The organism is Streptomyces liangshanensis, assembly GCF_011694815.1.
GTDB classification, from domain to species: Bacteria; Actinomycetota; Actinomycetes; order Streptomycetales; family Streptomycetaceae; genus Streptomyces; species Streptomyces liangshanensis.
Genome location: NZ_CP050177.1, coordinates 6,262,750 through 6,288,214, shown reverse-complemented (window position 1 = coordinate 6,288,214; position 25,465 = coordinate 6,262,750). Strand labels below are relative to the sequence as shown.

The window sequence follows — 25,465 nt, the reverse complement described above, 5'->3', positions numbered from 1 at the left end:
AAGGCGATGTCTGTCAGCCCATATGGCCCGGACCACAAGGTTGGCTGTTCTCCTGCAAGTTACGCACGAGTAGAAAGCAGAAGGGAAGTTACGCGTCGGTAAAATGTGACGCGCTTCACTTTAGCCTCAGGCGGCCAGCGATCCGGGCAGCAACACTCCCGCGCCGAACTTCGCCCGGACCTGGTCGGCCACCGCCTCGATCCGCCGCGCCCGTTCGTCGGCCGGGTCGAACGTCAGCTGGCGGGCGGCCCCGTCCGCCGGGACCAGTCCCTCGGCCCGTACGGAAAGAGCCCGCACACGCGCCCGTTGCAGTCCGAGCGACCCATGGATCCGGTACACGGCCGCGGCGAGCGCCGGGGAGTGCGCGGTCGGCTCACGCAGCGCGCGCGTACGGACGGTCGCGGACCGGTCCGCGTACCGCACGGTGAGGGTCAGGGCGCCGCACACCTGGCCCGCCCCCCGCATCCCCGCCCCCAGCTCCTCCGTGATCGAGAGCAGCGCGCGCCGCTGCCGCTCCTGGTGCAACTCGTCCAGCGCGAAGGTCCGTTCGGCCGCGATCGAGCGCGCGGCGGCGTTCGGGACGACCGGCGTACGGTCGATGCCGTGCGCCTTCTCGTACACCTCGCGCCCCAGGCGCACCCCGATGAGCCGCTGGAGCGTCGGGAGCGGTACGGCGGCGGCCGCGCCGATGGTGTCGAGGCCGTACGCCCGCAGCGCGCGGGCCGTCGCCGCGCCGATGCCGGGCAGCGCGCCCACCGGGCCCGGGGCCAGGAACCGTTCCACCGCGCGTTCGTCGTCGGGCACCACGTACGTCGTGCCCGGCGCGGCCTCGTGGGCGGCCATCCGGGCCAGCATCGGGGTGGGGGCCACCCCGATCGCACAGCCGGTCCCGAGGTGCGCGAGCGCCCGTACCCGCAGGACGGCGGCGATCCCGGCCGCGTCGAGGCCGAAGTACCGTTCGGCGCCGCGCACGTCGACGAGCGCGGCGGCGGGTGGCAGCACCTGGACCACCGGGCTGATGTCCTCGATCAGCCCGAGCAGCGCGGGCAGGGCCGGTTCGGCGCCGCGCGGCAGGCGTACGCAGAGGATCATCCCGCGCTCCCCGGGCTGGAGTGCCACAACTTCCGCCCGGTGGGCAGGCCTTCGCCGGGCGGCCGGAGGTCGGACCACGGGTTCATCTCGTAGCCGGTGGGCAGCCTGATCCGCCGGCCGTTGTCCCCGGACGGAGCAGGCGCGGGCGCGTCCAGTGCCGCCGCGACCGCCTCCAGGCCGCCCTCCTTCCGCAGCTCCACCAGCTCCGCCAGGTTCCACGCCGCCGCCCCCACCACGCTCAGGCTCCGCGCCCCGCGCCGCTGCACCACCCCCCGTACCAGCAGCAGCCAGGAGTGGAACACCGTGTGCGCGCACGCCTCGTGGCTGTCGTCGAAGAAGGCCAGGTCGACCAGGCCCGTCCCGTCGTCCAGCGTGGTGAAGATGACCCGCTTGCCGGAGCGGATCGGCGGGGTCTGGGTCGCCACCTTGGCCCCCGCCACCAGGACGGTCGCGCCGTGGGGCACGTCCCGCAGGCGTTTGGCGGAGAACGCGCCGAGCTCCTTGAGGAACGCGTAGTGGTCCTCCATCAGATGGCGGGAGGCGTCCATGCCGAGCACGCCCAACTCGGCGCTCAGGCGCTCCGCGTCGCCCAGGTCGGGCAGTCCGACGGGAGCGGTCCGCTGCCCTCCGCCGAGCGGGAGTTGGTCACCGCGGGACCCCGCTCCGCGCTGGGCGCCGTGCAGTTCGAACAGGTGCAGCAGCAGGTCCCGGCGGTTGGCGCCGAAGGCGTCCAACGCGCCGACCTGCGCGAGCCGTTCGGCCACCGGGCGGCCCGGCCGGGCCCGCTGCCAGAAGTCCAGCAGCGAGGAGTACGGCTGCCCCGCCTCGATCCGTGCCGCCTCCGCCTCGCTGATGCCGTGGACGTCGGAGAGCGCCAGCCGCAGCCCCCAGGTCCCCGGCCGCGCGGCCCCATCGGACACCAGTTCGATGTGATGGGTGACGGCCGACCGGTTCACGTCCAGCGGCAGCACCGGCACCCCCCGCCGCCGCGCGTCCGCCAGCAGCAGCCTCTTCGGGTACATCCCCGGGTCGTGGGTGAGCAGTCCGGCGTAGAAGGCGGCCGGGTGGTGCGCCTTGAGCCACGCCGACTGGTAGGTCGGTACGGCGAACGCGACCGCGTGCGCCTTGCAGAAGCCGTACGAGCCGAACGCCTCGATGATCTCCCAGGTGCGCGCGGTCACGTCGGGCGCGTACCCCCGCTCCCGCGTCCGCCGCTCGAACCAGGCCCGGATCCTGCCCTGCGACTCCGGGTCGGACAGCCCCCTGCGCACCTTGTCCGCCTCCTCCTTGCCGCAGCCCGTCATGATGTCGACCATCCGGATGATCTGTTCGTGGAAGACGACCACCCCGTACGTCTCGCTCAACGCCTCCTCCAGGTCGGCGTGCGGGTAGCGGACCGGCGCCCGGCCGTGCCGGGCCTCGATGAACGGGCGCACCATGTCGGCCGCCACCGGTCCCGGCCGGAAGAGCGAGATGTCGACCACCAGGTCGTGGAAGGTCGCGGGCTGGAGCCGGCCGACCAGGTCGCGCTGCCCCGGCGATTCGATCTGGAAGCAGCCCAGGGTCTCGGCGGAGCGGATCAGCCGGTACGTCTCCGGGTCGCCCTCCGGGACCTGCGCCGGATCGTCCAGGTCCAGGTCCTCGCCCGTGGCGCGCGCGATCTCCGTGACGGCGTGCGCCATCGCCGACTGCATCCGTACGCCCAGCACGTCGAGTTTGAGCAGCCCCAGCCGTTCGACGTCCTCCTTGTCGAACTGGGACATGGGGAAGTGCTCGCCGCTGGTCGGCACCACCGGGGTGCGGCGCAGCAGCGAGGCGTCCGAGAGGAGCACCCCGCACGGGTGCATGGCGATCCCGCGCGGCAGCGCGTCCAGCGCCTCCACCAGGTCCCACAGCCGGGTGTACTTCGCGCCTCCCCGCTCCGACTCCCCGGCGAGCGCGCGCAGTTCGGGCAGTTCCTCCAGGGCGGCGCGGGCGTCCCTGGCCCGGATGTGGGGGAAGGACTTGGCGATCCGGTCGATCTCGGCGGGGTCCATGGAGAGGGCCGCGCCCACGTCCCGTACGGCATGGCGCACCCGGTACGTCTCCGGCATGGCGACGGCCGCGACCCGCTCGGGGCCGAACCGGTCGAGGATCGCGCGGTAGACCTCCAGCCGCCGCGCGGACTCGACGTCGATGTCGATGTCGGGGAGTCCTTCCCTGCGCGTGGAGAGGAAACGTTCCATCAGCAGGCCGTGCGCGACCGGGTCCGCGTGGGCGATGCCCAGCAGGTGGTTGACCAGGGACCCCGCGCCCGAGCCCCGCGCGGTGACCCTGACCCCCATGCCCTTCACGTCGGACACGACCTGAGCCACCGTCAGGAAGTAGGAGGCGAAGCCCAGTCGGTCAATGGTGCGCAGCTCGTCGTCCATCCGGTCCCAGTACTCCCGGTGGTCACCGCGCCGGTCGTAGCCGCGCAGCACCATCCCGGCGGCGGCGCGGGAGCGCAGCACCCGCGAGGCGCTGCGGCGGTCGGCGCCGACCAGCCGGGGCTCGGGGAAGTGGACGGTGCCGATGCCGAGGTCGTCCTCGGGGTCGACCACGCAGCTCGCGGCGGTCTCCTCGGTCAGGGCGAGCAGCCGGTGGGCGATGTCCCGCCGGAATCCGGCGGCCTCGGCGACCAGCTCGGCGGTACGGACCATCGCGTCCGGCCCCTTGAGCCAGCGCTCCCCGCTGTCGAGGGTGCCGCGCGGGTCGATGGGCATCAGCCTGCGGGCCGAGTCGAGCACGTCGGCGACGGGCCCCTGCCCGGGGTCGGCGTAGCGCACGGCGTTGCTGAGGACGGCTCGTACCCCCTGCTCGGTGGCGAACCCGAGCGTGCGGGCGGCGTGCCGCAGCGATCCGGGCCCGGTGCCCGTACGGCCGTGGTGCACGACCTCCAGGCGCAGCGCGTCCCCGTAGATCTCGCGCCAGGGCGCGAGGAGCCGCGCGGCCCGGTCGGGGCGGCCCGCCGCGAGGGCCCGGCCGGTCTCGGAGCCGGGCCCGAGGAGCACGGTCAGCCCGTCGCCGTGGTTGTCCCCCCAGGGCAGCAGGGGGCTGTCCTCCCCGGCGGCGTGCGCGGTGGAGACGAGCCGGCACAGGTCGGCCCAGCCGGCCGCGCCGTCCCGGGCGAGGAAGACCGCGCGGGGCGCGGACTCGTCGACGAAGGCCCCGCCCCGCACGGGCACGCGCCGGCGCGCGGCCCCGCCGGCGTCCGCCGTACGACCCCACTCACCACCGGCCGCCCCGGTACGCCCCGACCCGACACCACCGGAACCCACCGACGCACGTCCCCGCTCGACAGCGCCGCCGCCCCCTCCCGCACGCACCCGCCCGGCCGCACCGCCCCCCGCCCGGCCGCCTTCCTCCACCGCCAGCTCCACCCCGAACAGCGGGCGGATCCCCTCCTCGGCGCACGCCTTGGCGAAGCGGACCGTGCCCGCGAGGCTGTCGCGGTCGGTCAGCGCGAGGGCGTCCATGCCGCGCGCGGCCGCGCGCTCGGCCAGCCGCTCCGGGTGCGAGGCCCCGTACCGCAGGGAGAACCCGGAGACGGTGCGCAGATGCGTGAACCCGGGCATCCGCACCTCCTGGCTCCGTCCGTTCTCACCGTTCTCACCTCCCCCGTCCCCACCATAGACCAAGTTTCGAACGTGCGTACGATTAGCGTTCTCTCGACCATTCGGCCCCCTCCCACCTGCGAGGACACCCCGGCCCCCGGACCGTGAGGGGCATGACTTTCCTGGACGAGGTGAAGACGGCGGTCACGCCGAGAGCCGCCCTGCTCATCGTCGGCGTGCTGGGCCTCCAGCTGCTCTTCATCGCGTCCTACGTAGGGGCGCTGCACAGCCCGAAGCCCACGGACGTGAAGATCGGCGTCGTCGCGCCGGGGCAGCTCGCCGGACAGCTGGCGGCCGATCTCGAACAGCTGCCGGGCAAGCCTCTCTCCCCGCGCACACTCCCCGACGAGGGGACCGCGCGCCACCAGATGCTGAACCGCGACATCGACGCGGCGCTGATCGTCGACGCCCGGGGCACCACCGACACCCTGCTGGTCGCCTCGGGCCAGGGCTCGACCGAGACCGGTGTGCTGGTGAACATCTTCGACCAGATCGAACAGCAGCAGCGGCGCGGTCTCCGGCTGGACGACGTGGCGCCCGCCTCCTCGCACGACGCCCACGGGCTGTCCGCGTTCTACCTGGTGGTCGGCTGGTGCGTCGGCGGCTACCTGTGCGCGGGCGCCCTCGCGATCAGCGCCGGGGCCCGGCCGGCCAACCGCGCCAGGGCGGCGATCCGGCTGCTCGTCATGGCGGGGTACGCGATCGTCGGCGGCCTGCTCGGCGCGGTGATCGCCGGGCCGATCCTGTCCGCGCTGCCGGGCAGCCTGTTCGGGCTGTGGGGGCTCGGCGCACTCACCGTCTTCGCGGTCGGCGCGGCCACCCTGGCCCTCCAGTCGGTCTTCGGCATCGTCGGCATCGGCGTGGCGATCCTGCTGATCGTCATCGCCGGCAACCCGAGCGCGGGCGGCGCCGTCCCGATCCCGCTGCTGCCGGACTTCTGGCGTTCGATCGGGCCCGCGCTGCCGCCGGGCTCCGCCACCTGGGTCGCCCGCTCGATCGCGTACTTCCACGGCAACGCGATCGCCGTACGGCTGATCGTGCTCTCCGCCTGGGCGGTCGGCGGCACCCTGCTCCTGCTGCTCATGTCCTCGCTGCGCGGGAGGGGCGGGAGAGACGACGGGAGCGAGGCGGCCACCACCCCGGGAACGCCGCACGCCCCGGGAACGCCGCACGCGCCGGACGGGGCCGATGCGGGCCCGTCCGGCGCGTGAGGTCAATCCAGCCGATCAGCCGATCTGCGCCCCGAACGCCGCGAGCGCCTCCGGCACCGGCTGGAAGAACGTCGTCCCGCCCGCCGAGCAGTCGCCGCTGCCGCCCGAGGTCAGCCCGAGCGCGGTGGAGCCCGCGAACAGCGAGCCGCCGCTGTCGCCCGGCTCCGCGCAGACCGTGGTCCTGATGAGCCCGTTGACGATGTCGCCGTTGCCGTAGTTCACGGTGGCGTCGAGCCCGGTGACCTGACCGGTGTGCACCTGGGTGGTGGACCCGCTCCTGGTCACCTGCTGGCCGACCGTCGCCGCGCCCGCCCCGGTGATCGCCTGCGCGGCGCCGTTGTAGAGGTTGACCTCGCTGGGGTGGGCGACCCCGGCGGCGTACTTCACCAGGCCGTAGTCGTTGCCGGGGAAGCTGGAGCCCGCGTTGGCCCCGACCGGGTTGCCCCGCGCGTCGGACCAGCTCTGGATGGCCTCCGTGCAGTGCCCCGCCGTCAGGAAGAACGGCTGGCCGTCCTTGACCACGTTGAAGCCGAGCGAGCAGCGTCCGCCGCTGCCCGTGATCGCGTCACCGCCCGAGAGGAAGGGCTTGAACTCCCCCGGCACCCTGGTCAGTTGCGCCTTGTCCCCCAGGTCCTTCACGACACCGTCGAGCTGGTCCCAGGCGGCGCCCACGACCGTGCTGTCGGCCGCGACGGCGACCTTGTTGGTCACCGGGTCGACCGCCCAGGACGTGCCGGGGAGGGACGCCCGGTCGGCGAGGGTCCCCGCCGCGGCCTTCAGCTCGCCCAGGGTGTTCCCGACCAGTCTCGCCCGGCCGCCGGCCTCCCGGACCTTCTCGGCCGCCCGCTCGTCGACCACGTTGACCACCAACACCTTGGTCCTGGCGTCGTAGTACGAGCCGGCCGTGTCGCCGCCCAGGCTGTCGTCAAGCGTCGACGCGAGGTTTCCGGCCGCCGCGGCGGTCAGGGACTTCGGGGTGGGAGGAGCCGTTCCTTCACTGGCGTTCGCAGTCCGGAAGGTGAGGCCGGCCGCCACCACCGCGATCGCCGCACCACCTGCCAGCGTCGCCCGCTTCTTCGAAATGCGCCGGTGCTGCACCATCGACCTCCTGTGGGGGGAACCGTGCCGGAGCATGTGGGGTGTCCTGGCACGGGGATGAGGCGCCCACTATTCCGAGACCGGCGAGTAGCACACAAGGCCGAGTTCAGGACGCGCTCACGGCCAGCCGAACGGCCCCGGGCCTCTCGGCCATCCGGGGTTGGGCGGGAATGGTTCCGTATGCGAACACCCGGTGCGACCGCCCGTGCAGCAGGCGGTAAGGACTAGTCCTGTCCTGAAATCGACGCCCCCCGCTCACATCCGTCCCAGGGGTCCCACGGCTCCCCCGGGACAATCGGCGTGAACCGGCCGCCCGGCCCGCCCTGATGGGTGATCAGCACACCGGCGGGGAATGCAGGAACACGGTGCTTGTACAGGCCCTGCCGGCGCGCGCCGTGCGGGCCGTGCCGGCCGTGCTGTGGGAGAAGGGCCTTCACGAGGAAGGGGCGGGGGGTTGCGACGTCGCGTGCGCGGGGCGGACGGGCGGCATCTGATGGTCGAGCGGTTGGGCGACCCGCACGGCAGGCCGATCTTCCTGCTGCACGGCACGCCGGGCAGCAGGCTGGGCCCGGCCCCCCGCGGCCTGGTCCTGTACCAGCGGGGGATGCAGCTGATCGCCTTCGACCGGCCGGGGTACGGGGGTTCGGACCGGCTCCAGGGGCGCAGCGTCGCCGACGTGGCCCAGGACGTGACGACGATCGCCGACGCCCTCGGCCTGGAGCGGTTCGCCGTCGTGGGCCGGTCGGGCGGCGCTCCGCACGCGCTGGCCTGCGCCGCGCTGCTGCCCGACCGGGTGACCCGTACGGCCGCGCTGGTCACCCTCGCGCCGCGGGACGCGGCCGGGCTCGACTGGTTCGAGGGCATGGCCGCCTCGAACGTCCTGGAGTACACCACCGCGTCCGTGGACCCCGACGGGGTGGCGGCCCGGCTCACCCCGCGCGCCGACGCGATCAGGAAGGACCCGGTGCGGCTGCTGGACGACCTGCGCAGGGAGCTGACCGACTCCGACCGGCGGGTGGTCTCCGACGTGGGGCTCAGGATGATGCTGCTGCGCAACTACCAGGAGGCGTTGCGGACTTCGGCGTACGGCTGGATCGACGACGCCCTCGCCTTCTGCAGCCCGTGGGGCTTCGACCCCGCCGACATCCAGGGGCCCGTGCTGCTGTGGCACGGCGAGCAGGACGTCTTCTCGCCGGTCGGCCACACCCGCTGGCTCGCGGAGCGCATCCCGGACGTGACCACCGTGCTGGAGCCGGCGGCCGCGCACTTCGCCGCGCTGCACGCCCTGCCCCGTACCCTCACCTGGCTGCTCGACGACTGACCGTGCCCTGTCCGGGCGACGGTCGTTGTCCGGGCATGAGAAAGATGATCATGCACGGCGCACCGACCGGCGCCGGCGACCGCTCGAACGGCACCGTCACCGACCGCACCGCCCAGGCCCTCGCGGGAGAAGCGGTACACACCCCGGCCGGCCGCTGACCGGCCGCCGATCGCAGGACCACCGGCCCGGGGCGGCCCGTCATGTCCCCCCGCGGACACTTCCCTTCTCTGATTCAGGACACTCATGGAAACGTTCACGACCCGGCGGCCCATCCGGATGAGCGACGCGGACATCTACGGCAACGTGCACAATCTGTCGATCATCCAGTACGCGGAGGACACCGCGATCGAGTGGGTGTGGGCCCTGCGGGACGAACTCGGCATCCAGACCTACTGGGGGACCGCGAACGTCCAGGCCGGCTTCAGCAAGCCGCTGCCCTGGACGTTGGCCGAGGTCCGGCTGACCCTGCGGGCGGAGAAGGTCGGGAGGGCCAGCCTGACCCTCGCCACCACCATCTCCTCGGACCGCGGGGAGCACGCCACCGTACGCGCGCGCTACGTCCGCTTCGACCCCACCGGAAGCCGCAGCGTCATGTCGCCCGAGGAGCGCGGCTGGTACGCCCGCTACCTCGTCCCTGACACCCTCCCCACGGACCGGGTCCTCGCCGGGGTGAACGGCTAGGACCCGAACGCACGGCGTCCCGCCACCACCGCGGCGGGACGCCCATCGGGGGCCGGCGGCTCAGACGCCGAGCAGGTCCACGACGAAGATGAGCGTCGATCCGGCGGGGATCAGCGGGGAGGGGGACTGGTTGCCGTACGCGAGGTGGGAGGGGATGGTGAGCTTGCGCCGGCCACCGACCTTCATCCCCGCGACGCCCTGGTCCCAGCCCTTGATGACCCTGCCGCCCCCCAGCGGGAAGCGGAAGGTCTGGCCGCGGTTCCAGGAGGCGTCGAACTCCTCCCCGGTCTCGAAGGTGACCCCCACGTAGTGGACCTCGACCGTGGCGCCGGGCTTGGCCTCGGTGCCGTCTCCCACCACGATGTCCTCGATCTGGAGCTCGGTGGGGGCGTCGCCGACGGGGAAGTCGATCTCGGGCTTCGACAGGCTCACTTCAACCTCGTTCCTTCCCTCCGGGATCTCCGGCGGGGCGGTTCACCCGCATGGCCACTCCATGCGTGCGAGTGATCACTTTAGCGAAGCCCCATCCCCCCACCGCGCCCGGAATCGAACGGTCGGGCTCCTGTACGCCGCGTGCGGGTCAGCTCGGGTCGAGGGCGCCGAGGATGGCCGGGGTGATCCGGTCGGCGGCGTTGTGGTGTCCCCGGGCGTTGGGGTGGACGAGCGCCGGCCGGTCGTCGCTGTCGAAGACGCCCTCGACCCACTTGCCCGTGTCGCAGACGCTGTGGTCCCGGGAGGAGTCGTACAGGTCGACGAAGGTGGCGGAGTCCTGGGTGCCGGCCGACTTCTCGATGGTCTTGTTGAGCGGCTCCAGGACGTCGTCGCGCAGCCAGTCCAGGTCTCCGGAGGTGATGGAGAGGAACTGGCGCAGGTTGTTGTACTGGCACTTGGAGGTGTCCTGGGGGATGACCGTGGGGTAGCCGACGGCCAGGATCCTGGACCGCGGGGCCCGCTCGTGGAGCTTGGCGAGCATCTCGTCGTAGTCCTTGCCGACCGTGGCGAGCCGGCCGGGGACGCTGTCGGCGAGGTCGTCCTTGCACGGGGTGCCCACACCACCGCTGCCCGAACCCAGCTCCAGGCACTTGACCAGGATGTCGGCGAAGCCGAGGGTGTTGCCGCCCGCGCCGACGGTGATCACGTCAGTGCCCGCGCGCACGGCCTCGGACTGGGGCGGGACCGGCGGGAAGGGGTAGTCGGGGTCCTGGGGAAGGCCCGGCACATTGCGGCCGATCGGCTCCTGGGCCCGGAAGGTGACGTCCTCGATCGTGGCCGCGCCGCAGCTGACGTTGGTCAGTTCGATGAGCGAGCCGAGGTCCCGGTCGATGACCTGCGGGTAGGAGCGGTCGGTGCGCTCGCAGCCGTCCCGGGGGATCTCGAAGACGTCACCGGCCGCCTGGATGACCCCGGCGGTGTACGAGTCACCCAGGGCGACCCACTCGTAGGACGCCGCGGCGGCGGGCTGCGCGCCGACGAACTGGGCGGGTGCGAGGGTGCCTGCGGTGAGCACCGCCGCCGAACCGAGCAGGGCCAGGCGGACGCGGGGCTTTGCCACGAATACTCCAACTGTGGGGTGTCGGTGATGCCTTCACCCAAAAGCCTAGTCACTCCGAGTAGAAGATCAACTACCGAGAGTGCGCGCCGCTCCCGGCCCGCCGGAAGAGCCGGAGCCCTTCCGGCGGGCCGGAAGAGGGGCCTCTACACCACCAGGGGCTCCAGGTCGCGGTGCATTCTGCGTTCGTCGCGTGCCAGGCGGGTCAGTGCGTGGTCCTCTCCGAGCAGTTGGGTCAGCTCCTCCACCGTCTCCGCGCGGATCGGCGCCGCCTCGTCCTTGCGGCCCGAGGCGCCCAGCGACACGCAGAGGTTGGAGATGACGGCGAGCACCTCCGGGTGGTGTGCGCCCAGCGCCGTGCGCAGCCCGGTGACGGCGGCCCGCTCGATGGCCAGCGCCTCGTCCAACTCCCCCAGGTCCGCCTTGGCGTTGGCGAGGTTGACGGTGCAGAAGAGCGTGTGCGGATGCTCGTCCCCCAGCACCTCCCGCATGGCCCGCAGCGCGCCCTGGAGCAGTTGCTCCGCCAGCTCGGGCGCCCCGCAACCCCAGTGGTAGATACCGAGGTTGTTGATCGCGGCGAGGGTGTACGGGTGCCGCTCCCCCGGCACCTTCATGTACTGGTCCACGACCTCCTGCGCCAGGTCCCTGGCCGCCACCGGCTCCCCGGCCGAGAAGTGGTCGGCGGCCAGGTTCAGGTCGCAGGCCAGCGAGTCCGGGTTGACCTCCGTGCCGTACTTGGCGCGGTAGCGGTTGCGGGTGGCCGTGGTCAGCCGCCGCGCGTCCTCCAGGCGGCCCGCCCTGCGCAGCGACACGGCGAGGCTCTTGGCCGCGACGAGGGTGCCCGGGAACGCCTGCCCCATCTGCTCCTTGAGCGTGGCGTACGTCCGGCTGAGCAGCGCGGCCGAGTCCTCGTACCGCCCGATCTCCCGCAGGTCCCGCCCGAGGCTGGCGGCGGAGGAGAGGGTGTACGGGTGCACCGGGCCGAGCACCTCGGTGCGCCGGTCGAAGACGTCCTGGTCCAACTCCCGCGCCCGGGAGAAGTATCCGACCATCCGCAGGTTCAGGGCCAGGTTGTTGGCGGCGGCGAGCGTCCGGGGGTGCGACTCGTGGAAGATCGAGCTGAACCCTTCGTGCGCCTCCGTCGCCAGCTCCATCGCCTTGCCGTACTCGCCGAGCGTGCCGAGGTCCATGGCGAGTCCGCTGGTGGTCATGTACGTGTGCGGATGGGTCGCCCCCAGCACCACGCGCTGACGGGCCAGGGTCTCCTCGTCCAGCTCCCGCGCCTCCACGTAACGCCCTTGCGAGCGCAGGATGTTGGAGAGGTGGAACCGCAGGTAGAGGTACTGGAGGTCGTCGTTGCCGAGCTTGTCCCGCCACACGTCCCGCAGGTCGTTGGCGAGTTCGAAGGCGGCCGGCAGGTCGCCGCGCTTCCAGAGGTAGCGCACCCGGTCGATCATCAGCCGGCGGGTCTCCGGCTTCCGGCACCGGGCGGCGTCCGACGGCACGAGGTGCGGCCAGATGGTGTTGAACCGCTCCCAGGTGCCGGGGTTGTCGATCGGCTCGTCGTCGTCGGGCCTGGCGCCCGCCAGGATCCGGTGGACGGCGTGCCGGGCGTCCTGCTGCTCCTCCTCGGTGAGCTGGGCCTTGATGATCGCCTGGACCAGCCGGTGCACCTGGATGCTGTTGCCGACCTGGTCGACCTTGGCCAGCGCGAACCGGCCGATCTCCCGGATGACCCGGCCGAGCACCAGCGTCTCCTGGAGCGAGGCGTCGTACGGCTTGAGCGCCTCGATCATCTCCTTGCTGTAGAGGAGGTTGGCGGAGATCGGCTCGGGGGCGAAGAAGGCGCAGAGCTGGAGCAGCCGTACCGCCGCCGGCGAACGCTCCTTGAGCCGCTGGATGGAGATGTTCCAGGTGGCGGCGACCGGTTCCGGGTAGCCGACGGGCTGGTTGAGCGCCAGCACGCTGGGCGCCTGCTGGGCCAGTTGCTCCAGGTAGTCGGCGACGGGGGTGGCCGTCTCCGCGATCCAGGCGGCGGCCTGTTCGACAGCGAGGGGCAGGTCCCCGACGGCGGTGGCGACCTTGTCGGCGTCCACCGCGCTCAGTCCGGGCGCGCGCCGCTGGAGGTGCTCGACGGACTCCTCCCGCAGGAACACGTCGACGGGCAGCGCGTCGCCGTACTGCGACCAGGTCTGGTTGCGCGAGGTCACCAGCACGTGCCCGGGACCGCCCGACGGGAAGAAGCGCTTGAGCAGTTCGGGGTCGTCGGCGTTGTCGAAGACCAGCAGCCACCGCGAGGACGGTACGCCGCGCCGCAGCAGGTCGACGGCCTCCTGCGAGGCGGCCGCCATGTCCTCGCCGCCCTGGGCCCCGAGCCGTACGGCGAGTTCGGCGAGGCCCGCGACCACGTCCGCGACCTGCTCGGAGGAGATCCACCAGACCAGGTCGTAGTCGGCCATGAAGCGGTGCACGTACTCCAGGGCGACCTGCGTCTTGCCGATGCCGCCGAGCCCGTACAGGGTCTGCGGCTGGGGCAGCACCACGGCCATGCCGCCGCCCAGTTGGTCGCGCATCCGCTCCAGGACGAGGGAGCGCCCGGTGAAGCCGGGGTTGCGGGCGGGGGCGTTCCAGATCTTGGGGACGGTGCCGGGGAAGCGCGGGCCCGGCGCCACCGCGTCGGTGAGCTGGACGGGCCGCTCCAGCGCCCGCAGCAGGGCGGTCGTGGCGTGGACCTCGTCCAGCCGGTAGAGGTCGACGGGGTTGCGGTCGATGTACGGCGTGGTGAGCCGTACGTCCCCGACCCGCAGCGGCACCAGCTGCCGCCGCCCGCCCCCGGGGTCCTCGGACGCGGCGCGGGTCCACACCTCCACGGCCCGCGCGGACTTGAGGTAGGCGGTGGACAGCAGCACGACGGTACGGGCCGCCGTCTCGGCGGTCGTGGCGGTGCCCTTGCCGGTCCCGGCGGCGTCCGGGTCGGCGGAGACGTCCCGGGGCACGACCCGGAACCCGGCCCGGGTGAGGACCGATTCGACCCAGTCGGCCCACATCCGGTTCTCGGCGACGTAGCTGAGGAACAGGTCGGCGGGCAGCGAGGGCCGGCGGCGGGTGAAGGCGTCCCTGATGCGCAGCCTCGCCTCCTCCCCGACCGAGGGCATCGCGGTGACGGCGCCCTCGGTGACGTAGGCGGTGACCCGCTCGAAGGCGGAGAGCAGCGAGTTGCTCAGCCCGGCCTCGTCGCCGAAGGTCGCGAGGGTCTCCTCGTAGGCGTAGTAGGGGCGGTACGGGATCTCCACCGCGCCCCAGTAGGCGGTGAGTTCCTCCCCGGAGAGCCCGCCGGGGAACCGGTCGAACTTGAGCCGGGCCAGGGCGCGCCCCGCGTCGGCCTTCTCCTTCTCGCCCTCGTCGATCCGCATCGGCACGGGGAAGATCTTGATGCCCCGGCCGCCGTACCGCTCGTCGATCTGGCGGGCGACGGCGGCGGCGCCGTCGATGGACTGGTCGCTGAGGGTGAAGCAGTCGACGAGGACGTCGGGCAGGTGGACGGTGCAGATGTCGGCGATGTCGCTCAGACCGGTCCTGCTGTCGATGAGGACGTAGTCGTAGTGGGCCTTCATGTCGTCGCGCAGCGCGTCGAAGAAGTGGCCGCCGCCGAGCCGGTCGTAGAAGTTGTCCCAGTCGAAGGTGGAGACGGTCGCCGAGTACTCGCGGTTCTGCTTCCCGGCGGAGACGAAGTCGAGGGTGCCGCCGGCCGGGAACTCCCAGCCGAGGTTCTCCGGGGTGAGGGAGACGGCGTGCGGCTGGATGCGCGCGTAGTCGCGGTGCCAGTCGTCGGACCGCTCCACGGGGCTGGTCGCGGCCCACGCGTACTCGGTGATGAGGTCGATGACCCCGGTGGTGGCACCGAGGGTGGACGGGTCGAGGAAGGGGTGGAAGAACCGGTGCAGGCCGGGTGCCTCCAGGTCCCAGTCGACCGCCAGGACGCGCTTTCCGTTGGCGGCGAGGATCCAGGCGGTGTTGGCCAGGGCCATGGTGCGGCCCGTGCCGCCCTTGTAAGAGTAGAAGGTGACGATGCGTCCGTCACGACGTTCTGTCATCCGTGTCCTCCGCATCGGGCGCCAGGTCGTGCGTCTCGGGTATGTAGTGCGTCGTCGCGTACTCGGCGGCCATCGGGCCGCGCAGCCGCGGCCGTTCGGTGTGACTGCCGCCGGCGGGCGGGTAGACCGCCGCGTGTCTCAGGTACTGCTGGGCGGCCGCCTCGACGACCTGCGGCAGGATCTGCCCGAACGCCTCCATGCTGGGCACGCCCTTGGCGGCGGCCCGGCAGGCGGCCCGGCCCTGGCCCATCTTCCTGGGCATGGTCCGTTCCAGTTGTTCGCCGAGCTCCGTCTCGGCCGCCCGGCTCTGCTGGTCCTCGCGGTTCCACGGCACGACGACGCTCACCCAGGGCCGGTGCTCGGCGTCGAACGCGGCGAGCCGCTCGCGCTGTTCCTCGTCGTGCAGCGCCCACCGGTCCACGAGCAGGATCTCCGGCCGGGTGGGCGCCTGTTTGCCGTCGTGCGGTACGGCGACGTCGTCGAAGGACATGATGTCCGCCTGGTAGTTCAGGGAGCGCACCAGATCCCTGGCGACGTACGCCAACGGCCTGACGGAGTCGGGGTGGTACGGATTCCAGTCCTGGGCCGTGCCGCCGTAGTAGTGCGGGGTCCGCCCCTCGGGCAGGTCGTGGCGGGTCGGCGCGGCCACCGTGACCTGCATGGGGCGCGGGCCGCCGTTGACCCCGAACGCACTGGGCACCTGGCGGTAGTCGAGGGGCCGGCCGGGGCCGACGGCCGCGGTGTCGGCGACACTGACGATGCGTTTGGCGAGTTCGTAGACCGCCCGCTCGTACTCCTCGGCGAATATCCGGAGTTTGATCAGGCCGTAGAGCCCGTCGGTGACGTAACGGTCCCCGAAGTCGCGGTGGTTGAACTGCAACCGCTCGGCAGGGCCCGGGAGTTGCTGCGGCGGCACCGGCACCCACAGGGCCGGCACGATCGCGTCCGACGGATTGTTGCTCTTCGCCTGCTGATAGATGACACGCTGCGCGAACGCGTACCACTCCTTGCCGCACATCTCGCTGGCGAAGTAACGCGGCGAGAACAGCGGAACGAACACCCGGCAGGTGGAGAGGACTTCACCGAGCCGTTCCGACCAGCCCTCGCCGGACCGTATCTCCCGGTCGATGAAGCCCGGCGGCGCTCCCGCCGGCAGGTCGGTCATGGCCAGCACATGGCCGCACAGATCCCGGAAGAGCCGCTCGACCCACATGTCCGGGTCCGGGCCTCCCGCCCCGTCCCTCGGTGTGTGTGCGTAACTCAGAAAGAAATACGGCCGATGGTCAGCCGCTCGCTGCTGCGGTGACGCCTGCACACGACCCCCGTCCTGTGTCTTGGCGAACTAATCATTCCGGAGCGGAGCCCACTCCCTCCCCTTGACGTTCGGTCAATCAACGCCGCTTTTCGGTCATCCACGACTCGGCGTGATCAACGGCATCCTTGATCGGGAACAGCCGCGCGGATGTTCCTCCCAGTTGTCCCTTCTGTTCCAGACCCCAGGGGAACGAAGAGCCGATGGAATCAAAATCGCTGTCGTCGAGGGTGACATCCTCATATTCCACCCACCGCGCCATCCCGTCAGGGTCTTTCACCACACAGCGATACGAACGGGTGGGCGCGCCAACCCGGTATTCCGCGAGATGGAACGCGGTGCAGACGGCGAATCCCACATTGATCATCAGAACCCGCGCGCCGGCCGCGGCCAGGGCGCCCAGCGGGGAGTCCTCGCCCAGATGGCTGTGCAGGGGATGGACGGCGGTCAATTCCCGCGCCCGGCGTCCCAGGGCGGCGAAAGAGGTCTGCGGATGGGCGCTGCGCACCGCACCCGGATGGGTGCGCACGGACTCGGCCAGCCGGCCCATCCCCGTGGACGGCGTGGTCGCCGCGTCGAAGGCCGGCATCCGCTCCCGGAAGGCGGCCGCCTCCCGGCGTGTCTTCCCCCGGACGCGCGCCAGATGGGCCGAGGAGGTATCGGAGTTGTCCTCCGTGAAGGCGGGCACGACGAGGGTGCCCGCGTCGCCCACGGCCGTCAGCAGGGCGGTGCGCAGGGTGTCGGGGGCGAGGCCGGTGGAGCCCAGGGAGGCGTGGACGAGGAGGGTCGTCCCCTCCGTGACCCCGAGGGCCCTCAGATCGGCGACCAGCGCGGCCACCGTCCCCGGCGTCGCCTCGTCCGTCGCGTCAGGCATGGTCGACCTCTTTCCACAGGGCGGCCAGCAGGCTCTTCCCGCCGACCGTGAGTTCGGCCGCGGCCTCCAGCGTGTCCAGCGCCCGGCGGGCGTGGTCCCGGTAGGCGCCGTCGTACGCCGCGAGACCGACCCGTTCGTACGCCCCGGCCAGCAGCTCCGACACCGCGACCGGCGTGTCCCGCCAGGGCGCGGGGCGGCTCCACGCGCCGTCCAGCGCGTACAGGTCGGTCACTTCGGTGAGCGCCCGCAGCTTCGCCGCGCGGAAGCCGCGCAGCAGCGCGAGCGCCAGCTCCCCGGCGTCCCCGTGGACGGGGAGGCCGAGGGCGCCGTAGCCGGGCGGGTCGGCCGCCGCGCCGGTGCCCGCCGACAGCAGGGGCGTCAGCGTGGACAGCGTCCCCGCCGCCTCCGCCGCCTGGTCCGGTACGGCGTCCCGCAGCAGCCCCCAGGCCGCCGCGAGCCGGGCGCTCCAGTCGGCCGCCGCCGCGTCCCCGAGCCCGGGGTGGACGGGCGCGCCGAAGCGGTCGCGGTACGGATCGAGGTCGTCGAGCGCGAGGCCGGGGGCGCCGTCGCGGGCCAGCCGGCGCACGGGCCGCCAGTCCGGGGTGGCCTCCTCGGGGCGCGCGACCAGCAGCTCCCGCGCGCCGGCGCGCACCAGGAAGCCCCGCTCCACGACGCGTACCTCGGCCTCCTCGTGGGAGCCGTACCGCCCCGCCCCGTCGTCCAGGCGCAGCACCCCGAGGGTGGGCAGGTGCAGGAAGCCGTCCCGGTGGCCGACCCGCACGGGCAGGTCCAGGCCCCCGCGGATCACGGCGGCGGCGACATGGGCCGCCAGCCGGAGCGCGGTGCCCGGCGCCTCCGGGCGCTCCTCGCGCAGGGCCGCGACGGAGTCGACCAGCCAGGGCCGGGTGTACGGGTGGGCGAGCAGCTCGTCCAGCGCGTCGGAGCGCCGCTCCACCTCCCCGGCCAGCTCCCAGGCCTCCTGCCAGGAGGCGCCGCCCCGGCCGGCCAGCTCGGAGTGGAGCTCGGCGAGCAGCGAGCGGGTCAGTTCCAGCTGGGCGCCGAGCAGTTCGCCGGTGTCCGTGACGGCGGGCGAGGTGATCGCGGCGGCCGTACGGGACTCGATCCCGCGGATCAGGGCTTCGAGGTCGGCGCAGTAGACCGAGGTCCGGTCGAACCCGGCGGGTCCCGCCCCGGGCCCGGACGCGGCTCCGGAGCCGTAGCGGTGGGTGTAGAGGCCGCCGCCGCAGGAGCGGACGACCGGGCACTGCCGGCAGGTCTCGCTGACCCCGGCGAGGCCGAGCTGACGGGTCCGCACGCCGGGGTGGGCGGCGACCTCGTCGAAGGTGTGGGCGAAGACGTCGAACCCGGTGGCCGCCGCCCCGTCGTAGGCGCTCTTGAGGGAGTCGACCTGCTCCAGGGAGCCGTCGGTCTCCACGACGACCAGGTCGGTGGGGGCGAGCCCGAGCGATTCGGTGAGGCTGGGGCCGCCGCCGAGGGTGGAGAGCACCGACTCGAAGAGCCGTACCGGCATGGGCCTGCCCTGCTCCTGCCAGCGGTCGAAGATCGTCAGCAGCCAGTCGGCGTAGGCCGTGGGCGAGCCGTCGGGGCGCGGCGGGGGGTCGTCCCAGGTGGCGTGCGGGAGCAGGAAGTCGATGCGCGGCGGGTCGAGGGCGGCCAGCGCGTCGTACACCGCGAGGGGGTCGTTGGCCGCGTCGATCGTGCAGAGCAGCCCGAGGTCGAGGTGGCGGTAGCGCTCCTCGCGGAGCAGGGCGACGGCCTTGAGGACCTGGGGGTGGCTGCTGCGGCCGTCCGCGTAGCGGCGGTGGCGGTCGTTGGCCGTCCGGTCGCCGTCCAGGGAGATGCCCACCCGGACGCCGAACTCGTCGAACAGGTCGAGATAACGGGGAGAGAGCTGCAACCCGTTGGTGTGGACGCGCAGATCGAGGGCGGCGATCCCGTCGAGGGCCGCGGTCAGCTCGGCACAGACCTGCCGCAGCCGGGCGGGGCCCGCGAGCAGAGGCTCCCCTCCGTGCAGGATCACTGACACGGAGGGCAGGGCATGGGTCTTGGCATGCTCTGCCAGTCGCAGAGCCGTCCAGGAAATCGCCTCGTCAGAGATCACCTTCGGGCGGGTGCGCCAGCTCTGGTCGGCGTGTTCGTAGATGTAGCAGTGGTCACAAGCGAGATCGCACCGGCTGTGGACCTTTAAGACGATCTCGCGGAATGGGACCAGGGGTCCTGTCATTCCACCAGTCTAGAGGGCGGAGTTGAAGGCCGAAACGCGCTTGACCCGGCCGACGGGCATGGGAAGCACCCGGTTGAGCTTCTGGGCGACCTCGGTGTCGCGTACGTCGATCTCCGCGAGGGGGACTCGGTTCTTCTTCGCAGGAGCGAAGGTGACAGAGGTCTGAAAGGTCACGACGGCCGTCCTTGATCATCAGGTACGAACAGGAGACACGGCACCGTTGCAGTGTCAGCGGCTCGACTTTACTCTTCAGAACTCGTACAGCAACTCGGCGCGGGCGGCCGAGACAAAAGCGTTGTCAGGAAATTCGTGACGCGGCGCGCAAGGCGTCATTCATCTGAACGAGTGACAACACCACAGCAGACGGGGGCGAACATGGCCGAGTTACGCGGACCACTGCACAGCATGGTCTTCCGAAACGCTGATCTGCCGGTTCTCTTCCACCATGCGGACGCGATCGCCATCAGGCGCCAGCGCGAGGCGGTCAACGCCAACCGCCGCCAACTGGTGCTCCTGGTCGTGGCCGCCGCGCTGGCCGCCCTGCCGTGGGAGGGGAGGCTCGGGGGCACGTTCCAACTCGTGGGCGCACTCAGCGCGTTGGCGTACGCGGGCGTACTCCTGGTCACCCTCAGGTCCGCCGGGCACCGAGCAAAGTCGCATTGGCAACTCAACCGCTCCGCGGCCGAGTTCATCAAGTCGATGTCGTGGCGGTACGCGGTCCACGGGGCCCCCTTCGACTCCGCGGCCGACGATCCCGCGGGGCTCTTCACCACCCGGATGGAGGCCGGCCTGCGGGAGCTCAAGAAGGTGGGCTGGGAGGACCCGCGGGACGGCGACGGGACCCCGGCAGGGGCGGGGCAGCTCATCACTCCCCCGATGCAGATGCTGCGGGACAAGTCGTTCACCGCCCGCAAGGAGACGTACGTCAGGGACCGGCTCATCGAGCAGCGGAACTGGTACCACCGGCGCACGGTGATCTCCCGTCACGCCTCCACCCTCTGGGGGGTGACCATCACCCTCATCACCCTGCTGGCGCTCTTCCTGGCCGTGCTGCGCAGCTTCTCCGTCACCGGCTCCTCCGCCGTGCTGGCGCTGTTGTCGGCGTCCGCGGCGGCCTGCCTGGCGTGGAGCGAGATCCGGCGGCACCAACCCCTCATCTCCGCCCACTCGTTGGTCGAGGACGACCTCGCGGCGATGCACACGGCGATGGCGACGATGGTCACCGAGGCGCAGTGGGCGAACGCCGTGTACGAGACCGAGCGGATCGTCTCGCCCCAGCACACGGACTGGCTGGTACGGCACCGGAGTTGACGCTCCGGAACCCGGGAGGGGCGGGCGCGTGTCAGGCCCGCTCCACACCCTCGCACCAGATCACCGTCACCGGCTTCCCGCGCTCGCGCGCGTACCGCACGATGTCGCCCGTCCCGCCGAGACCGCGGGCCGGGCGGCCGTCCCACACCGCCAGCAGCCGGTCGCAGTGGTCGGCGATGTACGCGCCCGCCGCGTAGTAGGCCTCGTCCGTGGAGTGCGGGAACGCCATCCTGACCTCCAGGGTGGCCCGGTCCTTGAGGTCCCGGTAGCGGGCCAGCTCCTCGGGGTCGTCGAAGCCGTCCTCGTAGTCCCCGCTGGGGATGACGACGGTCAGCTCCGCGCCCTGGTCGAGCGCGAGGTCCGCGAACAGCTGGTCCGCGCCGGCCGCCAGGCTGGAGAGCGCCTCCAGCGAGCCCGGATGGCCGCGGAGCACGGCCGCGATGGCGGCCCTGATGTGCGCTCTGGCCGCCGCGGGGATGTCGCGGTGACCGGTCACTCCGATGCGTTTCACTGCCCGCGGCCCCCCGTTCCGTCCCACCGACCACCTGGCATTGTCGCAGAGGTGAGCTCCCGTCCGGCCGGGACAGGGGCTCCCCCGCGGGCTTCGGCCACCCCGGCCCCGCCACGGGCCGGGGGCGCCGCCGTCAGTAGACGCTGACCCCGTAGGCGGTCAGTGCCTCCGTGACGGGCTGGAAGTACGTGGTGCCGCCCGAGGTGCAGTTGCCGCTGCCGCCCGACGTCAGGCCGATGGCCCGGCCGCCCGAGTGGAGCGGGCCGCCGCTGTCGCCCGGTTCCGCGCAGACGTTGGTACGGATCAGGCCGGACACGATGTCGCCGTTGCCGTAGTTGACCGTGGCGTTCAGGGCGGTGACCGTGCCGGTGTGGACCCCGGTGGTGGAGCCGAGGCGTGTGACGGGCATGCCGACCGTCGCGTTGGCGGCGCCGGTGATGTCGACGGTGCCGACCGTGCCGGGGTGGGTCACGGCCGGGTTGTCGTACCGGACGAGGCCGTAGTCGTTCCCCGGGAAGCTGGAGCCCACCGTGGGGCCGATGCTGATGGTGTGCGCCGGGTCCGCGTACCAGGGCGGATAGCCCTCGGTGCAGTGACCGGCCGTCAGGAAGTAGTAGGTGGAGCCGCTTCGTACGTTGAATCCCACGGTGCACCGCCCGCCCGGGGTGTAGACGGCGTCGCCGCCGGATATGAGGCGCGAGAGTGTGCCGGGGACGCGTTCGACGCGCAGCGCCCCGGCGTCGGCCCCGGCCGCCCGCCGGATCGACGCGATCCCTTCCGCGGAGACGGTCCGGTCGGCCGTGACGACCAGTTCACCGCTCGCCCGGTCGGTGTACCAGGCGGTGCCCGGCACGTCGGCGGCGAGGACGGCGTCGCTCGCCGCGGTGAGCGACTCGGCGCCGAGGACGGTGGCCCGCTCCTGGGCGCCGGCCGCCGTGGCCGGTATCGCGAGCGCGGCGGCGGCCACGAGTCCGGTGGCGGCGGCGAACAGCCGGGCCGTTCCGGGCCGTAAGCCCGGGGAGTTGGTGCGCTTGGTCCTCACGTGTCGTTCCTCCGAGGGGGATCGGGGGCCCGGCGGTGGGGGTGCCCGGGCCCGTGGGACGCGGCCGGGGCGCCTGTCCTTGTCCCCTGCCTGTCCCCGACAGGAGTCTCCCGGCAGGATCCGGAAGAGACGGCCCAGCACTGTTCGGGAGTATCGAGGCCGCCCGCTCCCGGGCGCAAGGCCGCCCTCCCGGCCACCGCGACGGGTGGTGCGGGAGGGCGGGAAGTGCCGGATCAGCCGGTCACGAGCCGCCGTTCACCGGCCGGGACCGCGATCGGGAGCCGGTTGCCCGGCGGCGGGAACGGGCAGAGGAAGTGGTCCGCGAAAGCGCACGGCGGCAGCACCGCCCGGTTGAGGTCGACGCGCACCGTGCCGTCCGCGTCCGGGGCCGGCGGCCGCAGGAAGCGGAACCGGAAGCTGTCCGTCCCACTGGTCGTGTCGGCGAACACCACCCAGAGGGAGCCGTCGGGCTCCACGGCGGCCTGCAGGGTGTGCTCCGTACCGTCCACGGAGAAGGAGATCTCACCGCCGAGCGTGAAGTCCCGCTCCCGCCCGTCCGCATTGGGGAGCACCACTGTCCGGCTCGCGTAGGGCCGGAAGTGCCCGGTCAGCGCCCAGGCGCCGTCGTACGGGGCGGCCTCGATGCCCAGGAACGCGCGCCGCGCCGGGGAACCGGGGTCGAAGTCGCGTACCGCCCAGAGGCCTTCGCGGCGCAGTACGACGAGCCGGCGCGCCCCGGCCGCGATCCTGGCGTCCTCGAACGCCCCGGTGTCGGCGGTCAGCCGGATCTCCCCGGTCAGCGGCGCGCCGTCGGCGGTGAGCCCGTCGCCGGCCGCGGCGGTGAGCACCACCGCGTCGCCGTCCGCGCGCCACACGCCCGGGATCGCGGGCAGGCGGCCTTCGGGGAAGTCGGTGAGCCAGTGGGTGCCGGTGAGGGAGAGCGAGCCGTACGGCGCGGAGACGGTGAAGACGCGCTGTTCGTGCCAGCGCTTCCAGTCCTGGGCCGGGTCGGTGCCGGTCGCCGTGGCGGGTGCGCCGGTCGTGTCGGTGGTCATGCTGGTCAGCCTTTCCGGACGGGGTCGGGAAGCCCCAGGTGGGACCGCAGGGTGGTCCCCGCGTACTCCGTGCGGAAGACACCGCGTTCCTGGAGCAGCGGTACGACCCGGTCGACGAAGTCGTCCAGGCCGCCCGGGGTGAGATGGGGAATGAGGATGAAGCCGTCGGCCGCCTCCCGCTGGACGAACGTGTCGAGCGCCTCGGCGACCGTCCGGGGGCTGCCGACGAAGGTCTGCCGGGCGGTGGTCTCGATGACCGTCCCCCGGATGGAGAGCCCCTTGGCCTCGGACAGGGCGCGCCAGCGCGCGGCGACGGCGAGCGGGTCGCCGTCGGTCACCCGGCCCTGGGCGATGACGGCGGCGGGGTCGGGGTCGATGTCCGGGAGCGGTCCTTCGGGGTCGTACGCGGAGAGGTCGCGGCCCCAGACGCGTTCGAGGGCGAGGAGGGCGTTCTGCGGGGAAACCTGTTGGCGGCGGATCTCGGCGGCGTGTTCCTGGGCCTCGGCGTCGGTGTCGCCGAGGACGTAGGTCGCGCCGGGCATGATCTTGAGGTCGGCGGGCCGCCTGCCGTGGCGCGCCAGCCGGGCCTTGGTGTCGGCGTAGAAGGCGCGGCCCGCCTCCAGGGTGCTGTGGCGGCTGAAGACGACGTCGGCGGTGGCGGCGGCGAACTCCCTGCCCTCCTCGGAGTCACCGGCCTGGATGACGACGGGGTGGCCCTGCGGGGAGCGGGGGACGGTGAACTCGCCCTCGATCTCGAAGTGCCGGCCCGTGTGCGCGAAGGGGCGCGGGACGCCGTACGGGGAGGCGGGCGTGGCCGGGGTCCAGGAGTCCCAGAGTTCGCGGGCGGTGGCGACGAACTCGGCGGCCCTGGTGTAGCGGTCGGCGCGGTCGAGGTAGCCGCCGCGCCGGAAGTTCTCCCCGGTGAAGGCGTCGGACGAGGTCACCACGTTCCAGGCGGCGCGGCCCTCGCTGAGGCGGTCGAGGGTGGCGAGCCTGCGGGCGAGTTCGAAGGGCTCGTTGAAGGTGGCGTTGACGGTGGCGGCGAGGCCGAGCCGGTCGGTGACGGCGGCGAGGGCGTTGAGGACGGTGAGCGACTCGGGCCGGCCGACGACGTCCAGGTCGTGGATGCGGCCCTTGTGTTCGCGCAGCCGCAGTCCCTCGGCGAGGAAGAAGAAGTCGAACAGGCCGCGTTCGGCGGTGCGGGCCAGCCGTTCGAAGGAGGAGAACGCGATCTGCGACTCCGCGCGGGGGTCGGCCCAGACGGTGGTGCTGTTGACGCCGGGGAAGTGGGCGGCGAGGTGGACGGTCCTGCGGCCGGCGGGGGCCGTCGGACCGGGGGCTCCGGTGGTCATGAGGCTCCCCCGGCGTGGGCGTACCGGTTGGCGGGGCGGGTCAGGCCCAGGTGCTCGCGGAGGGTGCCGCCCGGGTAGAAGGTGCGGAACCGGCTGCGGTGCTGGAGCAGCGCGACCGTTCCGTTGACGACCCGTTCGAGGTCGCGGGCCGGTTCCTCGGGGGCGACGTGGAAGCCGTCGACGGCGCCGCCCCGGTGCCAGCCGGCGATGAGTTCGGCGAGGTCGACGGGGCCGCCGCGGTAGTAGGGTCCGCCGGCGCCGCCGGTGGTACGGGGCGCGCTCTCCAGCCCCGGTTCCGCGGGGCGTTCGCCGTCGCCGAGGTTGACCGTGAGGGCGGCGAGGACCCGCAGGGCGTCGGGGCGCCGGCCGTGGGCGGCGGCGCGGGCGCGGAGCCGCTCGCGGATCGCGGCCGCCTCCTCCGGGCGGGTGGCCCGGATGAGGACGACGTCCGCGTGGCGCGCGGCGGTCTCCTCGCTGTGCTCGCCGGCCGCGTCCACGACGGTGACCGGGTGGCCCTGCGGGGGCCTCGGCACGATCGCCGGGCCCCGGACGGTGAACATGCCGCCCTCGAAGTCGACATGGTGGAGCTTGTCCCGGTCGACGAAGCGCCCTGTCGACGTGTCGCGGATCTCGGCGTCGTCCTCCCAGCTGTCCCACAGCCGCGCCGCCACCTCGGCGACCTCGCCGGCCTCCCGCCACAGGGCCTCGGGGGGCGCCGCGTGGCGGCGGCCGAAGAGCCGGGCCTGCGCGGGGGTGGTCGACACGTCGACCACCCAGCCGGCCCGGCCGCGGCTCACCCAGTCCAGGGTGGCGACGGCGGAGGAGACGTGGAACGGCTCGGTGTGGGTGGTGGTGACCGTCGCGACCAGCCCGATCCGCTCGGTGGCCGGGGCGACCCGGGCCAGGACGGCGAGCGCGTCGAGGCCGGGCCGCGTGAACGAGTCCTGGAGGGTGACGAAGTCGAGGGCGCCGCGCTCGGCGAGGCGGGCGAGGGCGACGTAATCGGCGGCGTCGTACCGCGGCGGACCGCCGATCTCGGCGGCGAGATGCAGGGGTCGGGTGGCGGGCAATGTCAGGGCCTC

Annotated in this window: 20 protein-coding genes; 5 read left to right on the top strand and 15 right to left on the bottom strand. The window is 72.8% G+C overall.

Annotated features, from left to right (window positions below; all coding sequences use genetic code 11):
- Positions 1–126: 126 nt before the first annotated feature.
- Both HA039_RS27330 and HA039_RS27325 read right to left on the bottom strand, forming a co-directional pair.
- Positions 127–1,092: a DNA polymerase Y family protein gene (locus HA039_RS27330; RefSeq protein WP_167034004.1), complete on the bottom strand. Its 966-nt coding sequence runs from the start codon at positions 1,090–1,092 to the stop codon at positions 127–129.
- A complete protein-coding gene (locus tag HA039_RS27325) occupies positions 1,089–4,688 on the bottom strand; it encodes a DNA polymerase III subunit alpha (protein WP_167034003.1) in 3,600 nt (1,199 codons plus the stop codon). The genes HA039_RS27330 and HA039_RS27325 overlap by 4 nt, the downstream gene beginning before the upstream one ends.
- A gap of 152 nt (positions 4,689–4,840) precedes the next feature.
- Here HA039_RS27325 and HA039_RS27320 point away from each other — a divergent pair, with 152 nt between their 5' ends.
- Positions 4,841–5,938, top strand: a complete 1,098-nt coding sequence (locus HA039_RS27320; RefSeq protein ID WP_167034002.1) for an ABC transporter permease — start codon at positions 4,841–4,843, stop codon at positions 5,936–5,938.
- A 15-nt stretch (positions 5,939–5,953) separates the two neighbouring features.
- Here the strand turns inward: HA039_RS27320 and HA039_RS27315 are convergent, their stop codons facing one another.
- Positions 5,954–7,036, bottom strand: a complete 1,083-nt coding sequence (locus HA039_RS27315) for a S1 family peptidase (protein ID WP_167037709.1) — start codon at positions 7,034–7,036, stop codon at positions 5,954–5,956.
- 454 nt (positions 7,037–7,490) lie between these two features.
- Between HA039_RS27315 and HA039_RS27310 the strand changes: the two genes are divergently transcribed.
- The 3 genes from HA039_RS27310 (at position 7,491) to HA039_RS27305 (ending at position 9,038) form a co-directional block, all read left to right on the top strand.
- Positions 7,491–8,357, top strand: coding sequence for an alpha/beta fold hydrolase (locus tag HA039_RS27310; RefSeq protein WP_167034001.1), 867 nt, complete (start codon positions 7,491–7,493; stop codon positions 8,355–8,357).
- Positions 8,358–8,392: 35 nt separating this feature from the next.
- Positions 8,393–8,515, top strand: a complete 123-nt coding sequence (locus tag HA039_RS34455) for a hypothetical protein (RefSeq protein WP_279592866.1) — start codon at positions 8,393–8,395, stop codon at positions 8,513–8,515.
- An 85-nt stretch (positions 8,516–8,600) separates the two neighbouring features.
- Entirely contained in the window at positions 8,601–9,038 is a 438-nt protein-coding gene (locus HA039_RS27305) for an acyl-CoA thioesterase (protein ID WP_167034000.1), read from the top strand.
- Positions 9,039–9,098: 60 nt separating this feature from the next.
- On the opposite strand, the gene HA039_RS27300 is transcribed toward HA039_RS27305, so the two are convergent.
- From HA039_RS27300 to fxsA, 7 genes are all read right to left on the bottom strand, one after another.
- Positions 9,099–9,470 (bottom strand): FKBP-type peptidyl-prolyl cis-trans isomerase, encoded by a 372-nt coding sequence (locus HA039_RS27300; protein WP_167033999.1) that lies wholly within the window; start codon positions 9,468–9,470, stop codon positions 9,099–9,101.
- A 148-nt stretch (positions 9,471–9,618) separates the two neighbouring features.
- On the bottom strand, positions 9,619–10,590 hold the full coding sequence (locus tag HA039_RS27295) for an SGNH/GDSL hydrolase family protein (protein ID WP_208298722.1): 972 nt from the start codon (positions 10,588–10,590) through the stop codon (positions 9,619–9,621).
- 143 nt (positions 10,591–10,733) lie between these two features.
- Positions 10,734–14,681, bottom strand: a complete 3,948-nt coding sequence (gene fxsT, locus HA039_RS27290) for an FxSxx-COOH system tetratricopeptide repeat protein (RefSeq protein ID WP_167033998.1) — start codon at positions 14,679–14,681, stop codon at positions 10,734–10,736.
- On the bottom strand, positions 14,665–15,996 hold the full coding sequence (gene fsxC / locus HA039_RS27285; protein ID WP_167033997.1) for an FxsC protein: 1,332 nt from the start codon (positions 15,994–15,996) through the stop codon (positions 14,665–14,667). Before fsxC ends, fxsT begins: the two co-directional genes overlap by 17 nt.
- A 76-nt stretch (positions 15,997–16,072) precedes the next feature.
- Positions 16,073–16,867 (bottom strand): AAC(3) family N-acetyltransferase, encoded by a 795-nt coding sequence (locus HA039_RS27280; protein WP_167033996.1) that lies wholly within the window; start codon positions 16,865–16,867, stop codon positions 16,073–16,075.
- On the bottom strand, positions 16,860–19,112 hold the full coding sequence (gene fxsBH / locus HA039_RS27275; RefSeq protein WP_208298721.1) for a radical SAM/SPASM protein FxsBH, inactivated beta-hydroxylase extension form: 2,253 nt from the start codon (positions 19,110–19,112) through the stop codon (positions 16,860–16,862). Before fxsBH ends, HA039_RS27280 begins: the two co-directional genes overlap by 8 nt.
- Before the next feature lie 9 nt (positions 19,113–19,121).
- On the bottom strand, positions 19,122–19,286 hold the full coding sequence (gene fxsA, locus HA039_RS27270) for an FxSxx-COOH cyclophane-containing RiPP peptide (RefSeq protein ID WP_167033995.1): 165 nt from the start codon (positions 19,284–19,286) through the stop codon (positions 19,122–19,124).
- Between the two features lie 231 nt (positions 19,287–19,517).
- On the opposite strand from fxsA, the gene HA039_RS27265 reads away from it, so the two are divergent.
- The gene (locus HA039_RS27265; RefSeq protein ID WP_167033994.1) at positions 19,518–20,423 is read left to right on the top strand and encodes a DUF4231 domain-containing protein; all 906 of its coding nucleotides are present in this window, start codon (positions 19,518–19,520) and stop codon (positions 20,421–20,423) included.
- A 31-nt stretch (positions 20,424–20,454) separates the two neighbouring features.
- Here the strand turns inward: HA039_RS27265 and HA039_RS27260 are convergent, their stop codons facing one another.
- The 5 genes from HA039_RS27260 to HA039_RS27240 form a co-directional block, all read right to left on the bottom strand.
- On the bottom strand, positions 20,455–20,934 hold the full coding sequence (locus tag HA039_RS27260) for a hypothetical protein (RefSeq protein WP_167033993.1): 480 nt from the start codon (positions 20,932–20,934) through the stop codon (positions 20,455–20,457).
- A 133-nt stretch (positions 20,935–21,067) separates the two neighbouring features.
- Positions 21,068–21,976, bottom strand: coding sequence for a S1 family peptidase (locus tag HA039_RS27255; protein ID WP_167033992.1), 909 nt, complete (start codon positions 21,974–21,976; stop codon positions 21,068–21,070).
- Positions 21,977–22,209: 233 nt separating this feature from the next.
- On the bottom strand, positions 22,210–23,031 hold the full coding sequence (locus tag HA039_RS27250; RefSeq protein ID WP_167033991.1) for a DUF1684 domain-containing protein: 822 nt from the start codon (positions 23,029–23,031) through the stop codon (positions 22,210–22,212).
- 5 nt (positions 23,032–23,036) lie between these two features.
- A complete protein-coding gene (locus HA039_RS27245; protein ID WP_167033990.1) occupies positions 23,037–24,383 on the bottom strand; it encodes an NtaA/DmoA family FMN-dependent monooxygenase in 1,347 nt (448 codons plus the stop codon).
- Entirely contained in the window at positions 24,380–25,453 is a 1,074-nt protein-coding gene (locus HA039_RS27240; protein WP_167033989.1) for an LLM class flavin-dependent oxidoreductase, read from the bottom strand. The genes HA039_RS27245 and HA039_RS27240 overlap by 4 nt, the downstream gene beginning before the upstream one ends.
- Positions 25,454–25,465 lie beyond the last annotated feature (12 nt).